This is a genomic window from Nocardiopsis sp. NPDC055824, assembly GCF_053616335.1.
Window position 1 is genome coordinate 16,062 of record NZ_JBSHDN010000072.1, and the last position, 14,358, is coordinate 30,419.

15 protein-coding genes are annotated in these 14,358 nt (G+C 73.0%); 10 read left to right on the forward strand and 5 right to left on the reverse strand.

What is annotated here, in order from left to right; translation table 11 throughout:
* Window positions 1-22 precede the first annotated feature (22 nt).
* From ACWGL3_RS16390 to ACWGL3_RS16420, 7 genes are all read left to right on the forward strand, one after another.
* The gene (locus ACWGL3_RS16390; protein WP_452461490.1) at window positions 23-1,735 is read left to right on the forward strand and encodes a sugar ABC transporter ATP-binding protein; all 1,713 of its coding nucleotides are present in this window, start codon (window positions 23-25) and stop codon (window positions 1,733-1,735) included.
* Complete coding sequence (locus ACWGL3_RS16395; RefSeq protein WP_267948057.1) at window positions 1,732-2,805, forward strand: ABC transporter permease; 1,074 nt, start codon at window positions 1,732-1,734, stop codon at window positions 2,803-2,805. Before ACWGL3_RS16390 ends, ACWGL3_RS16395 begins: the two co-directional genes overlap by 4 nt.
* A complete protein-coding gene (locus ACWGL3_RS16400; protein WP_267948056.1) occupies window positions 2,802-3,869 on the forward strand; it encodes an ABC transporter permease in 1,068 nt (355 codons plus the stop codon). The genes ACWGL3_RS16395 and ACWGL3_RS16400 overlap by 4 nt, the downstream gene beginning before the upstream one ends.
* Window positions 3,870-3,871: 2 nt before the next feature.
* A complete protein-coding gene (locus tag ACWGL3_RS16405; RefSeq protein WP_267948055.1) occupies window positions 3,872-5,077 on the forward strand; it encodes a substrate-binding domain-containing protein in 1,206 nt (401 codons plus the stop codon).
* Entirely contained in the window at window positions 5,078-5,929 is an 852-nt protein-coding gene (locus ACWGL3_RS16410; protein ID WP_267948054.1) for a sugar phosphate isomerase/epimerase family protein, read from the forward strand.
* Window positions 5,930-6,092: 163 nt separating this feature from the next.
* Window positions 6,093-6,803: a hypothetical protein gene (locus ACWGL3_RS16415; RefSeq protein ID WP_267948053.1), complete on the forward strand. Its 711-nt coding sequence runs from the start codon at window positions 6,093-6,095 to the stop codon at window positions 6,801-6,803.
* A gap of 43 nt (window positions 6,804-6,846) precedes the next feature.
* Complete coding sequence (locus ACWGL3_RS16420) at window positions 6,847-7,851, forward strand: sugar phosphate isomerase/epimerase family protein (RefSeq protein ID WP_344180025.1); 1,005 nt, start codon at window positions 6,847-6,849, stop codon at window positions 7,849-7,851.
* A 103-nt stretch (window positions 7,852-7,954) separates the two neighbouring features.
* Here the strand turns inward: ACWGL3_RS16420 and ACWGL3_RS16425 are convergent, their stop codons facing one another.
* From ACWGL3_RS16425 to ACWGL3_RS16445, 5 genes are all read right to left on the reverse strand, one after another.
* Window positions 7,955-8,200: a hypothetical protein gene (locus ACWGL3_RS16425; protein ID WP_267948051.1), complete on the reverse strand. Its 246-nt coding sequence runs from the start codon at window positions 8,198-8,200 to the stop codon at window positions 7,955-7,957.
* Between the two features lie 70 nt (window positions 8,201-8,270).
* Window positions 8,271-8,642 (reverse strand): hypothetical protein, encoded by a 372-nt coding sequence (locus ACWGL3_RS16430; RefSeq protein WP_267948050.1) that lies wholly within the window; start codon window positions 8,640-8,642, stop codon window positions 8,271-8,273.
* Window positions 8,643-8,740: 98 nt separating this feature from the next.
* Window positions 8,741-9,253 (reverse strand): hypothetical protein, encoded by a 513-nt coding sequence (locus ACWGL3_RS16435; protein WP_267948049.1) that lies wholly within the window; start codon window positions 9,251-9,253, stop codon window positions 8,741-8,743.
* A 294-nt stretch (window positions 9,254-9,547) separates the two neighbouring features.
* Entirely contained in the window at window positions 9,548-10,252 is a 705-nt protein-coding gene (locus ACWGL3_RS16440) for a carbonic anhydrase (protein WP_267948048.1), read from the reverse strand.
* 221 nt (window positions 10,253-10,473) lie between these two features.
* Window positions 10,474-11,166: a carbonic anhydrase gene (locus tag ACWGL3_RS16445; RefSeq protein ID WP_267948047.1), complete on the reverse strand. Its 693-nt coding sequence runs from the start codon at window positions 11,164-11,166 to the stop codon at window positions 10,474-10,476.
* Window positions 11,167-11,489: 323 nt separating this feature from the next.
* Here ACWGL3_RS16445 and ACWGL3_RS16450 point away from each other — a divergent pair, with 323 nt between their 5' ends.
* From ACWGL3_RS16450 to ACWGL3_RS16460, 3 genes are all read left to right on the forward strand, one after another.
* Complete coding sequence (locus tag ACWGL3_RS16450) at window positions 11,490-12,122, forward strand: TetR/AcrR family transcriptional regulator (protein ID WP_378554014.1); 633 nt, start codon at window positions 11,490-11,492, stop codon at window positions 12,120-12,122.
* A 308-nt stretch (window positions 12,123-12,430) separates the two neighbouring features.
* Window positions 12,431-13,282, forward strand: coding sequence for an MHYT domain-containing protein (locus ACWGL3_RS16455; protein ID WP_267948046.1), 852 nt, complete (start codon window positions 12,431-12,433; stop codon window positions 13,280-13,282).
* A 140-nt stretch (window positions 13,283-13,422) separates the two neighbouring features.
* The gene (locus ACWGL3_RS16460; RefSeq protein WP_344180013.1) at window positions 13,423-14,304 is read left to right on the forward strand and encodes an MHYT domain-containing protein; all 882 of its coding nucleotides are present in this window, start codon (window positions 13,423-13,425) and stop codon (window positions 14,302-14,304) included.
* The last annotated feature ends 54 nt before the right edge of the window (window positions 14,305-14,358 follow it).

A 14,358-nucleotide genomic window follows, 5' to 3' on the forward strand; every position in this document is an offset into this window, starting at 1 on the left:
CCCCGCGGAACCCCTCCTGCGGATGCGGGGGATCACCAAGTCCTTCCTCGGCGTGCGCGTGCTGCACGGCATCGACCTGGACCTGTACCCGGGGGAGGTGCACGCCCTCGTCGGGGAGAACGGCGCCGGCAAGTCCACCCTGATGAAGGTGCTGGCCGGGGTGCACCGGGCGGACTCGGGCACCGTCGAGCTGGCCGGGTCGCGCGTCTCCTTCGAGCACCCCGTGCAGGCCCAGCGCGCCGGGGTGGCCACGGTCTTCCAGGAGTTCAACCTCCTCCCCGAGCGCACCGTCGCCGAGAACGTGTTCCTCGGCCGCGAGCCTCGCCGCAGGGGCCTCGTGGACGGCCGCGCCATGGAGCGGGCCACCGCCGCGCTGCTCGCCGACCTCGACCTGGAGGGCATCGCCCCCTGGACCAGGGTCCGGTCCCTGTCGGTGGCCGAGCAGCAGATCGTGGAGATCGTCAAGGCGCTGTCGCACGACGCGCGCATCATCTCGATGGACGAGCCGACGGCGGCGCTGGCCGACCACGAGGTGGAGGTCCTGTACCGGATCATCGGCCGTCTGCGCGAGCGCGGCGTGGCGGTCCTCTACGTGTCGCACCGCATGAAGGAGATCTTCGACCTGGCCGCCACCATCACCGTCCTCAAGGACGGCGACCTGGTGGAGACGGTCCCGGCGGAGGGGATCGGGCCCGCGGAGCTGGTGCGCCGGATGGTCGGCCGACCGGTGTCGTCGGTCTTCCCCGAGCGCCTGGAGCCCCGCGGCGACCGCGTCGGCGAGGTCAGGCTCTCGGTCAGGGGCGGGGGCAACAGCCAGCTGGACGGGATCGGGTTCGAGGTGCGCGGCGGGGAGATCCTGGGGCTCGGGGGCCTCCAGGGCAGCGGCCGCACCGAGGTCGCCCACGCCCTGTTCGGCATCGCCCGCTTCACCCGCGGCGAGGTCGCCGTGGACGGCAGGCGGATCGATCCCCGCTCCCCGCGCCGGGCGGTGCGCGCCGGGCTGGTCCTGGTGACCGAGGACCGCAAGGCGCAGGGACTGGCGCTGAACCAGTCCGTCACCGCCAACGGCCGCCTCGTCCTGGACGCGGTCCTGCCGTTCGGGTCGGCCCGCCGGGTCCGGCGGCTGCCCGGCATCCTCTCCTCCCTGGAGCTGGTGACGCGCGGCGGCAACGACCAGGAGGTCCGGTACCTGTCGGGGGGCAACCAGCAGAAGGTGGTCCTGGCCAAGTGGCTGGCCACCGAACCCGGCGTGATCGTCCTCGACGAGCCCACCCGCGGCATCGACGTGGGCGCCAAGCAGGCCGTCTACCGGCTGATGCGCGAGCTCGCGGCGTCCGGGGCGGCGATCGTGCTGATCTCCTCCGAACTCCCCGAGCTGATCGGGATGGCCGACCGGCTGGTCGTCCTGGCGGACGGGCGGATCGCGGGCGAGCTCCCCGGGGGGTCGACCGAGGAGGCCGTGATGGCCATGGCCACCGGTTCCCACGGCGACCCGCGGGCGGACGCCCCGGCCGCCGGGGACCCCCGCGTCGCGGCCCCGCTCTCCGGCGGCGCCGCGGCCGGGCCCCGCTCCGGCGACGGTGCCGGCCGGGCCGCCGGCCCCGGCCGCCGCCCCGAGAACGACCTCGGCTCCGGCCCTCCCCCCGGCGCCGTGCGCCACACCGACAGCGGCAGCGGTCCCGGCCCCGACAGCGGCGGCGGCTCCCCCGCACGGCACGAGGAGGCCGCACCGTGACACGCGCCACCACCTCCGTCCGGGGCCTGTGGTCCCGGCTCGGCACCACGGGCCCGGTCTACCTGGCCCTGGTGCTGCTGCTCGCGGCGAGCGCCGTCTACGTCGCCACGCGCGGCGGCAACCTGTTCACCACCGCCAACACGGTCGACCTGTTCACCCGCAGCAGCCTGCTCGGGTTCCTGGCCATCGGCCAGACCCTCGTCATCCTGTGCCGGTCCCTCGACCTGTCGGTCGGCTACGTCGCCGCGCTCTCCACGGTGGTCGCGGCGACCACCATGGCGGGCGACCCCTCCCGGATCCTGCTCGGCGTCGGGGCGGCCCTGGGCCTGGCCGCGCTGATCGGCCTGGCCAACGGCCTCGTGGTGACCCGGCTGCGGGTCAACCCGTTCATCACCACGCTGGGGATGGGGTTGATCATCAAGGGCTACCTGGACACCAACTTCCAGGGCCCCGCCGGGGCGATCCCCGCCGCCTTCCAGACCTTCGGCTACACGCGGATCGGCGTCCTGCCGGTCTCCACCCTCGTCATGCTGGGCCTCGCCGCGGCCGCCGTGCTGTTCCTGCACCGCACCCGCACGGGCTACCACATGTACGCGGTCGGCGGCGACGCCGAGGTCGCGCGGCTCTCCGGCGTCCGCGCCGGGATCCCCACCGTCACCGCGCACGTGCTGTGCTCCGTCACCGCCGGGGTGGCGGGCCTGCTGCTGGCCGCCAGGTTCGGCACGGGCAGCGCCACCGTCTACGGCAACGGCTACGAGCTGGAGGCCATCGCCGCCGTCGTCCTGGGCGGCACCTACCTGCTCGGCGGGCGGGGAGGCGTGGCCGGGACGATCGCCGGGGTGTTCATCCTCGCCACGCTCGACACGGTGTTCAACGTCCTGGGCGTCGACCCGTTCGTCAAGGACGTGATGCGCGGCGTGATCGTCATCGCCGCCGTCGCCGTCTACGCCCGGGGCAGGCACTCGCGTGCCGCCGTCCGGGTCCGCTTCCCCTCCGGCGGCGCCCCGCCGCCGCCCGCCCCCGATCCCGGGCCCCGACCCGAGCCGGAACCCCTGGGAGGCCGCCGATGACCTCGCCCACGACCGCTCCCCCCGCACCCCGCGGACGCGTCCCGGGCGCGCTCGCGGCGCTGGGCCGGGGAGGCGCCCCGACCGTCGCCCTGCTGCTGGCGCTGATCTTCGCGGTCATCGCCACCCAGAACCCGTCGTTCTTCGAGGGCCCGCCGCTGATGGCGTTCGCCAAGAAGGCCGCACCGCTGGTGATCCTCGCGATCGGCCAGTACCTCGTGATCGTCTCCGGCGAGTTCGACCTCTCGGTCGGCTCGCTGGTCGGGGCCCAGGTGGTGATCGCGGCCCGCCTCATCGACGGGGAGGAGGCCATGACCCTGCCGGTGATCGGCGTGATGCTGGCCTTCGGCCTGCTGGTCGGCCTGGTCAACGGCCTCGTCACGACCCTGCTGAGGGTGCCCTCGATCATCACCACCCTGGGCACGATGCTCATCCTGTTCGGGGCCGTCCGGTACTGGACCGGGGGTGCGCCCACCGGCGCCCTGTCGGAGGCCTTCCGCGTCCCCGGCCGGGGCGGCGTCGAGGACCTGCCCTTCCTCGGCCAGCTCCCGTGGGCGCTGGTGATCGCGGCCGTCATCGCCGTCGCCGGGGTGCTCCTGATGCGCTCGCCCTACGGCCGCTCCCTCATCGCGACCGGCGACAACGACGTCGCCGCGGCGTTCTCCGGGGTGCGGGTGTGGCGGGTGCGCACGCTGGCCTTCGTCGGCTCCTCCCTCCTGGCCACCGTCGCCGCGGTCCTCATCGGCGGGTACGCCGGGGTCACGGCGCAGGTGGGGCAGGGCCTGGAGTTCACCGCCATCACCGCCGTCGTCCTGGGCGGGGTGGTCCTGGGCGGAGGCCGCGGCACGGTGGTCGCCGCCGTCCTGGGCGCCGTCACCGTGGAGGCGCTGTTCACCCTGTTCAACCAGCTCTACCTGCCCTCGACCATCCAGCCGACGGTGCAGGGAGTCATCATCATCGCCGCGGTGGCCTATGCGGCCCGCCGGGGCGACCTTCGACTGCCGGAGCGCCTGCGACGGCGACCGGACCATCCGACCGAGCGGCCGCTCGGCACTTCCAGGAGGTAACCATGCGCGTCCCCCGCGTGCTGCTCGCCGGCGCCGCCGGCCTGACACTGATGCTCACGGCGTGTACGACCGACGCGCCGGAGGACGGCGCCGCCGGCGAGGAGGGCGGCAGCGAGCTCGCCCCCAGCGAGGAGTGGTTCGACCAGGCCGAGTACGACGCCCAGCTCGCCCAGCGCGAGATCACCCCGGAGGGTCCCGAGGACGAGCCGTGGATGCAGGCGATCGAGCCGGAGTGGATCGACACCTCCGAGTTCGCCCACGACTCCCCCGAGGACGCCACCCTGTGCTTCTCCAACGCCTCGGTGTCCAACCCGTGGCGGGTCACCGGCTTCATCACCATGGAACAGCAGGTGGAGGCCCTCCAGGAGGAGGGCGCCATCGGTGACTTCCGGGTGTCCGACGCCGCGGACGACGACAACCAGCAGATCTCCGACATCCAGGCGTTCGTGGACTCCGGGGACTGCGACGCCATCATCATCTCGCCGTCCACCACCGCCACCCTGACCCCGGCGGTGGAGACCGCGTGCGAGAGCGGTGTCCCGGTCGTGGTCTTCGACCGCGGGGTGAACTCCGACTGCATGGTCACGTTCATCCACCCGATCGGCGGCTACGCCTATGGGGCGGACGCCGCGGAGTTCCTGGTCGACAACCTGGAGCCCGGCTCGAACGTGCTGGCGCTGCGCATCCTGCCCGGCGTCGACGTCCTCGAGCACCGCTGGGCCGCCGCCCAGGAGATCTTCGGCGCCAGCGAGCTCAACGTGGTCGCCGACGAGTTCACCGAGGGCGACGGGGCCAGGATCAAGGACCTGGTCTCCCAGCACCTCCAGCGCGGCGAGATCGACGGCATCTGGATGGACGCGGGCGACGGGGCCGTCGCCGGCCTGGAGGCCTTCGAGGACGCGGGTCAGCCCTACCCGGTGATCGCGGGCGAGGACGAGCTGAGCTTCATGCGCAAGTGGGACGAGGAGGGCCTCACCGCCATCGCGCCGGTCTACTCCAACTTCCAGTGGCGTACGCCGGTCCTCGCCGCGAGCATGATCCTCGCCGGCGAGGAGGTCCCCTCGGAGTGGATCCTCCCGCAGGCGCCCATCACCCAGGACGAGCTGCCCGAGTACCTGGAGCGCAACGCCGACATGCCGTCGCTGCACTACGCGAAGTTCGGCGGCGAGGACCTGCCGGGCTTCCCCGAGGCCTGGACGGACCGGTAGATGCGCGCGCTGGGGGTCAACACCTGGGTGTGGACGTCGCCCCTGACCGACGCCGGGCTGGAGCGGATCGCCCCCCGCGTGGCGGAGTGGGGGTTCGACGTGATCGAGCTCCCGGTCGAACAGGTCGGCGACTGGGACCCCCGGCGCGCACGGGCGCTGCTGGACGGGCTGGGGCTCGGCGCCACCGTCGTGCTGGTCATGGGACCGGGGCGGGAGCTCGTCGCGACCGACCCGGCCACCCGCTCGGCCACGCAGGACTACCTCAAGCGGGTCGTGGACGCGGCGGCGACGGTCGGCTCCCCCGTCGTCGCCGGCCCGGCCTACGCCTCGGTCGGCCGCACGTGGAGGCTGTCCCCGGACGAGCGCCGGCGGGCCGGTGCGGAACTGGTCGAGGGGCTCGCCCCCGTGGTCGGGCACGCCTCGGCCACGGGGGTCTGTGTGGCGGTCGAGCCGCTCAACCGGTACGAGACGAGCCTGGTCAACACGGTCGACCAGGGCATGGCGATGCTCGCGGACCTGCCGGCCGAGCACTGCGGCCTGGCCCTGGACGTCTACCACATGAACATCGAGGAGCAGGACGTGGCGGCGGCGATCGGCCGGGCCGCCGGGCGGATCAAGCACGTGCAGGTGTGCGCGAACGACCGGGGCGCGCCGGGGGCCGACCACCTGGACTGGCGCGGCATCCTGGCCTCGCTGGACGCGGCGGGTTACGACGGCCCCCTGGTCATCGAATCGTTCACGGCGGACAATGCCAGCATCGCCACGGCGGCCTCCGTCTGGCGACCCCTGGCGGCGTCGCAGGACGCGATCGCCGTCGACGGCCTGGCCCACCTGCGTTCACTGACCTCCTGAAGGGAGACGCCGTGCGTCGGAGCGAACCGCTCGCGGCCGTGACCGCACCACGGACCGCGGCGCCCGGGCCGGGCCGCAAGCCCTCACCCCCGCTCGGTGCCGCGCTCACCGGAAAGCGCCATCTGAAGTCGGGCGGCTCCACTCTTCCCGAGGAGACGTCACGATGTCCACACGCAAACCCCCCTCCGACACGGTGCCCGAGACGCAGGACGGGGCAGCCCCCGCCACGGCCGCCACATGGTGGCTGACGGCCTGCTCGCTCGTCCTGGTCGGCGCGCTCGTCGCCGCCTCCGTGGTCTTCCTCGGCCGTGACGGCGCCGGCTCCGCCGCCGCCCCCGCCGGGGAGGCCGCCGCCGCACCGGTCGACGACCTCGTCGAGCACACCCGCATGGCCGTGGAGGGCCTGACACCGATCGTGGAGGACATGGAGGAGTTCCTGCCCACCGACGGATCGCACCCGCCGCTGGACACGACCGACGCCGCGACCGTCAACTCCTGGCGGACCGGCGTCCAGGAGGCCGCCGGGCACTTCGGCGACCCGCCGTCCGACAGGCCCTCCCACAGCGTCGCCCACACCGGGCTGACCTCGTCCGTCCGCCTCCTGTCCATGGCGGTGGAGACCTACGCCAAGGCGGCGCAGGCCGAGGACGAGGAGCTGCGCATGGACGTGCTGCACATCGCCATGGACCTGCGCAACGAGGCGGTCGTCTCCTGGTCGGCCGCCGCCACCCAGCTCGACCTGCTGAGCCTGGAGGCCGGCGGGGAGCACGTCCACCTGTACCTGCCCGCCGTCCCCGGCGCGCTCCGGCCCGACGGAGCGGAGGAGGGCGGCGGGGACCCCGCGCCCGCGGACGGGCACGGCGACGACCACTGATCCGCAACCCACCGACGACCCCCCGACCACGGAGACAGCGAACATGCCGCGACCAGTCACCCTTTTCACCGGCCAGTGGGCCGACCTGCCCTTCGAGGAGGTGTGCTCCCTGGCCTCCTCGTGGGGCTACGACGGCCTGGAGGTCGCCTGCTGGGGCGACCACCTCGACGTCACGCGGGCCGCCGTGGACGACGACTACGTGCGCGACAGGCTCGACGTCCTCGAGCGCCACGGCCTGGGCCTGTGGGCGATCTCCAACCACCTGCTCGGACAGGCGGTCTGCGACGACCCCATCGACCACCGGCACCGGGACATCCTGCCCTCCCGCGTGTGGGGCGACGGGGACCCGGAGGGCGTGCGGCGAAGGGCCGCCGAGGAGATGAAGACGACCGCCCGCGCCGCCGCGAGGCTCGGCGTGTCCACGGTCGTGGGCTTCACCGGTTCGGCGATCTGGAAGTACGTGGCGATGTTCCCGCCGGTGGGCGAGGACGTCATCGAGGCCGGCTACCGGGACTTCGCCGACCGGTGGAACCCCGTCCTGGACGTGTTCGACGAGGTGGGAGTGCGGTTCGCGCTCGAGGTGCACCCCTCCGAGATCGCCTACGACTACTGGTCCGCCCACAAGGCCCTGGAGGCCGTCGGCCACCGGCCCGCGTTCGGCCTGAACTGGGACCCCAGCCACATGGTGTGGCAGGACATCGACCCGGCCGGGTTCCTCTGGGACTTCCGCGACCGGATCTACCACGTGGACTGCAAGGACACCCGCAGGCGCACGGGCAACGGCCGCAACGGCCGGCTCGGCTCCCACCTGCCGTGGGGCGACCCCCGCCGGGGCTGGGACTTCGTGTCGACCGGGCACGGGGACGTCCCCTGGGAGGACTGCTTCCGCACGCTGAACGCGATCGGCTACGAGGGGCCGATCTCGGTGGAGTGGGAGGACGCGGGCATGGACCGCCTGGTCGGGGCGGCGGAGGCGGTCGACTTCGTCCGCTCCCACGCCTACGACCCGCCGGAGTCGTCCTTCGACTCGGCCTTCGGCTCGGACTGACGGCACCGCCCGGCCGCGCCCGCGCCGGGCCCGGGGCCGTCCCTCCCCGCATCCTCCCGGGGAGGGACGGCCCCGCCGCCGTCGGGGGCCGCGGCGGGCCCGGTCACATCATGGGGGCGATCACCACGCGGAAGCGGTCGCCGTCACCGGTGCGGACGTCGCGCCGGAAGTCGTTGACCCGGTTGACGGAGGTCTGCACCGCGTCGCCGCGCAGGGCCCCGGTGTCGGCGGTGGGCAGGTGCTGCCGTACGGCCAGGACCGCCTCGTCGACGGACATGGCCGTCCTGTGCTGCTCTGGGGTGACGTGCAGTCCGTCGTGGGTGAGGCGGCTGATCACGATCCGGAACATACCGGGCTCCCTGCGGCGTCGGGGGGTTGACACCGGCATTCTCCCCCATCGCCTCGGCCCCTGGGAATGCTCAGACCTCCAGATCCCCCTCGATGCCCTTGAGCCTGTGTCTGGCCAGGGCGAGGTTGCCACGGGCGCGGTCCAGCGCCAGGTACAGGAAGAGGCCCTGCCCCTTGCGGCTGGTGAGCGGCCGGATGACGTGGTACTGGCCGGACAGGGTGATGAGGATGTCCTCGATCGCGTCGTTGAGGCCCAACTGGTCCATGGTCCGCATCTTCGCGCGGACCACCTCGGTGTTGCCCGCCGCGGCGACGGTGAGGTCGAGGGTGTTCGTGGACGAGAGGGTGCCCAGCGCCATTCCGCTGCTGTAGTCGACGACGGCGGCGCCGATGGCCCCCTCGATCTGCATCATGTCCTTGAGACCGGATTCGATGTTCGGCATGTCCTTCTCTCTCCTGGGTGTAGGTCGGCGCCGGGCCTTCAGGTCGGCCATCCACCGGCGGGGCCCCTGTACGCCCCGCCGGGGCGAGGCTCCTGAGGTCATGCGACCCCCACGTCCGGCCGGGGACGGTCGGCGGACAGGGTGCGGAGCGCGGTGAGGACCCGTTCCAGGACCCGGCGGTCCACGGACGCGGCGGCCCGGGCGGGGGGACGGGCGGGGTCGCCGCCGCGGCGGGGAGGCAGGTCGCCGTCCTGCCCTGGGCGGGGCGGCGAAGGCACCGCGACCGTGCGGGCGAGCCGCCTCAGGCGCCGCAGGGCGTAGCCGAGGTTGCCCTCGTCCCGTGCCATCCACACCTGGAGGCACAGGTCGGGGTCGTCGAGCACGGCGAGCAGCAGGCAGCGGTCGGTCCCGGTGACGACCATGTCCTCCAGGTCCCCGACGGCCCACAGCGGACCGCCGTGGACGGCCCTCAGGATCGCCTCGGCGTCGTCCGAGCGGTCGTCCGCGCCGACGCGTGCCAGGGTGCGGCCGCCCCGCCAGTCGACGAGGCCGACACTGTGCACTCCCGGGGTCTGGAGCATCTCCCGCATCTGCTGGTCGAAGGCGCGCACGGCGGTCCTTTACGAGAAAGGGGCCGTTCGGCGACCGGCCCGCTGTGAATCAGGCAGTCCTTTGCGGACACCACGAGAATAAGGCTATTCTCGCGAATCTGCAGGTTTTTGCGTCATGTGTTTTGTTTTGCCTGATAGGAGGCCCTGCATGTCATTTACTGCCGAAAATCCCTTGAGGGGAACGTGCCTCCCAGACCCGAGAACGACAGTGATCGACCGGAAGAATCCGGTCGATCACCTTTTTTGTCCTGTGCGGCTTTCAGGCCCTACGCCCCGGAACGGACGCCCGCGGCGTCAGAGCCAGGACACCGCCGAGGTCTCCAGGTCGTACCGGGCGGGGACGATGTCCAGGCGGCCCGTGTCGACCAGGTCGCGCAGGTCGGCGTCCTGGCGGAGCAGGCCGGTGATGTGCTCGGCGTTGGCCCGCACGCAGGCGTCAACGAAGTCGCCCCCGTCGTCCGGCGTGGCGTCGACGACCGGCAGGATCTGCTCCACGAGGTAGCCGACGTGGCCGTGCGGGACCTGCCCGGTGCGGTGCGCCTCCACGGCCGCGCCGACCGCTCCGCAGGAGGCGTGGCCGAGGACGACGATGAGCGGGACCGCCAGGTGCTCGGCCGCGTAGCTGATGCTGCCGAGGACGGAGGAGTCCAGGACCTGGCCGGCGGACCGGATGGTGAAGAGGTCGCCGAGCCCCCGGTCGAAGACCAGTTCCGGGGCGACCCTGGAGTCCGCGCATCCGAGGACGACGGCGAACGGGTTCTGCCCGACGGCCATCTCCGCCCTGCGGGCCGCCCCCTCGTTGGGGTGGCGGGATGCGATGCGCTTCCAGCGGCGGTTGCCCTCCTTGAGGAGCCGGAGGGCCGAGGCCGCGTCCTGGGGGCCGGGGGAGGGCGAGGGCATGGGGACCGCCCAGGCGGAGGCGGGGGCTGCGGTGGCGACCGCTGCCCCGACTCCGCCGATGAGGGATGCGCGTAAGGCGCCGCGACGGGTGATGGCCATGGGGGTTTTCCCTTCTCGACTAGCGACATTAGAGACCAATGCCGCCAAACGAGGACCAAATTACCCTTAAGCCGCTAACCTCTCCAAGTTTTTTAATGGATCCCTAGCGCCACAGAACACCACTCAGGTAACGACAATCACAACCGCCCCCATTCGGACAGGCGAACGGCCGCCCGGAATTCTCCGTGCGGCCGTTCGCCCGTCCTGGTCCACCTGCGCCTTCACCCGGTCCGGGCTCTCGGCGCCGGGATCCCCCCTTCGCCCCCGGACGCGTCGTCCAGCCACTCCACGCGGGAGCGCCTGAGGTCGTAGCGCGCGGGTTCGACCTTCATGCGCCCGGCCGCGACCGCCTCCCGGAGGCCGGGCTCGTGCCGCAGCTGCTCGGCGACGGCGCGGGCGTTGGCCCGCACGCAGGCGTCGAGGAAGGCCTTCTCCGTCTCCTGCTCCGGCACCGTCTCCACGACCTCCAGGACCTGCCCCACGAGGTAGCCGAGGTTGCCCGGCGGCAGTTCACCCGTCCGGAGGGCCTCGACGGCCGCCTTCACGGCCCCGCACGAGTCGTGGCCCAACACGACCAGGAGCTCCGTGTCGAACGCGTCCACCCCGTAGACGAGCGTGCCGAGCACCGACGAGTCCAGCACCTGGCCCGCCGACCGGGTCGTGAACATGTCGCCGAGCCCCTGGTCGAAGACCATCTCGGGCGGCACGCGGGAATCGGCGCAGGACAGGACGGACACCCGGGGCGCCTGGTGTTCGAGCAGTTCGCGCCTGCGGCCGGAGCCCTGGCGCGGATGGACGGAGCCGAAGGTGCGCCACCGGGTGTTGCCCCGGTCGAGCCTCTGCCGCCTGCGGTCCGCGTCGTGGCCCTCGGTGATCGTCGCCCTCCGTGGGGCGGCTTTCTGGACGATCGCCATGCTGCCTCGCTCAGGGTCGGGTGGGCGCGGGCGCGGTACCGCCCGTACCTGTGACGATGAGGCCGAAGCTACGCCTGGTCGGAGCGGCGGACAATCCCGCCGGGGCAATCCTTGGACCAAGCGTGTCTCCCCCGGGCGGCGGGCGGAACCCGTCGGCGGAGGCTCAGGGCGGCGCGGGCCTCCGCGGGCGCGGGCGGCGTCCGCCCGCCATGACCGACCGACCGTCCGGCGGGTCACCGCGTCCTCGCGCGGACCGCCGGAGACGGGGGCGCTCCCGGCCGGACCCGCGCACCGGCGCCCTCCACCAGGTAGATTCGACAACCGTGTCCCGAACTTCCCCTCCCGAACCAGCGTCCTCCCGCCGCGGGGCGGGCCGGCGGCGCTCCGGTCGCCCCGGCCACGACGCCGACTCCGTCCTGCGCGTCGCCGCGCGCGTGTTCAACGAGCGCGGGTACGACGGCACGAGCATGGAGGACCTGGCGCGCGCCCTGGGCGTGACCAAGTCGGCGATCTACCACCACGTCACCGGCAAGACCGAACTGCTGCGCCGCTCCCTGGACCTGGCGATGGACGCCCTGTTCGCGGTCACCCGCGAGGAGGGCTCGACGACCGGCCCGGCCATCGACCGGCTCGACCACGTGCTGCGCGGCAGCGTCCGCGTCCTGGTGGAGGAGCTGCCCCACGTGACCCTCCTGCTGCGCGTGCGCGGGAACACGGAGGTGGAGAAGCGCGCGCTGGAGCGGCGCCGCGAGTTCGACCACCTGATCGCCGACCTGGTGCGCGAGGGGATCGTCGACGGCGACATCCGCAGCGACGTCGACCCGGCGGTCGCCGCCCGCCTGCTGTTCGGCATGGTCAACTCGCTGGTGGAGTGGTACAAGCCGGACCGGGGCCTGGCCTCGGAGGAGGTCGCCGACACCCTCGCCCGGATCGCCTTCGGCGGCCTGCGCGCCTAGCGCGCGCGACGCGGGACCGTCCCCGGCGGTCCCGCCCCCGTGAACGGTCCCCGCACCCGCGCCCGGCACGGGCGCGGGACGGCGGGGCGGGGAGGCGGCCGGCGCTCCCGGAACGGCCTCCCCGGTGTGTTTGGCGTCACACAGTCTGCGGCTACCGTCCGCCACATGCCCTCAGGACCAAGGACCCTTGCGCCGCGACCGCCCACCGTGATCGCACGATGCGGCCCGAACCCGTCCCCGACCGGCACCGGCCTCCCTAGGATTGGCCTGAACAGGACTCCCTCCCCACACCCCCGGAGCCGCAGGCCATGGTCGAGCACTTCACCCACGGGGCCCTGACCCCCGCGGTCGCCTACGCGGTGTCGGTCATCGGCTCCTTCGTCGGCCTCATGTTCGCCGCCCGCGCCCGGAACGCCCGCGGGGCCGGCCGCGCCACCTGGCTGGTGTTCAGCGCCCTCTGCCTCGGCGGCACCGCCGTGTGGTCGATGCACTTCATCGCCATGCTCGGGTTCCACGTCCCGGGCCTGGCTATTCGCTACGACGCGACCCTCACCGTCGCCAGCGGCCTCCTCGCGGTGCTGGCCATGGGGCTGGCCCAGTACCTGACGGTCATCCGCCGCGGGACGGGGTGGCTCCTGGCGGGCGGCGCCATCGCCGGGAGCGGGATCGTCGCCATGCACTACCTGGGCATGGCGTCCATCAACATGCACGGCCACCTCGGGCACGACCCGCTGTTCGTGGGACTGGCCGGCGCCGTCGCCCTGCTCGCCGCGACCGCGGCCCTGTGGTTCACCCAGCGGCTCAGGGGCGTCGTGTCGATCCTGCTCGCCTCCCTGGTGATGGGCATCGCGGTGACCTCCATGCACTACACCGGCATGTTCGGCGTGCACGTCACCGTGGACGACGCCCGGAACCCGGGCGCGGTGCCGGGCTCGACCGCCCCGGAACTGCTCCTGCCCCTGGTCGTGGGCCTGTTCGTCTTCCTCCTGGTGTGCAGCCTCCTGCTGATGCTCGGCGTCGACGACTCCGAGCCGCGCCGCGGGGCGCGGACCGCCCGGCACGACGGCGAACCCGCGCCCGTCCCGGCGCTCCCGGGCGGGGAGAGGGGCCGCTACACCGCGCGCCACAGCACCGGCAGCGCCTGGGACCGCCCCGCCTGAGGCCTTCGGCCGCCGCCGGGTGATGAATGGCCACATCAGGCCACCCGGGTTTTCTCAAACCCCTGGTGTCCCATCCTGAGCATCCCTACTATCCATAACCTGGGTCGATTTGTGACTCAGGTCATAGAAAGTAGCGAGTTGTGGTCGATCTCCCCACCCAGGACTGGCTCACCCCCATCATCGCCTTCACGGTCTCGGCCATCGGTTCGTTCCTCGGTCTGGCTTTCGCCGCCCGTGCCCGCCGGTCGAAGACCTTCACGCGGTGGCAGTGGCTGGCCCTGGCATCCCTCTCCCTCGGCGGCATGGCCCTCTGGTCCATGCACTTCATCGCCATGATGGGGTTCTCCCCCGTCGGCACCTCGATCCGCTACGACGCCCTGCTCACCGTCGTCAGCGGCGTCACCGCCGTCCTGGTCATGGGCGTCGCCCTCACCATCACGATCTCGCGGCAGAGGACGTCCACCCTGCTGCTCGGCGGGCTCGTCGCCGGGGCCGGCATCGTCGCCATGCACTACACCGGCATGGCGTCGATGAGCGTCCACGGCGAACTCCACCACGACCCCGTCTACGTCGCGCTGGCGAGTGCGATCGCCCTGGTCGCGGCCACCAGCGCCCTGTGGTGCGCGTCCCGGCTGCGCGGCATGACCGCCATCCTCCTGGCCTCGCCGGTGATGGCCGTCGCGGTGACCTCCATGCACTACACCGGCATGCTGGGGGTCCACATCGAGCCCTCGCGCCTGAACCGCTACGGCCCCCCGCCCGGGGCGAGCACCACGGACCTGCTGCTGCCCATGATGACGGGCCTGTTCGTCTTCCTGCTGGTCTGCAGCCTCTTCCTCCTCCTCGGGGTGGACGAGGAGCGCCCCGACTACGCGCGGCGCCCGGTCCACGCGACCCCCGCCCCGCCCGACAGCGAGCGCGTGCCCGACGCCGGGTACCGGCCGCGCCACGGCGCGGCCCCCGCGCCCCCGGCCCCGCCGGCGCGGGCCCCGGAGGACGACGTGTGGACCAGGCGGCGCTGAGCCGCCGCACACCCCGGAAAACCACTGGAGCCCGCGGGCCCGCCGGTCCTAGAC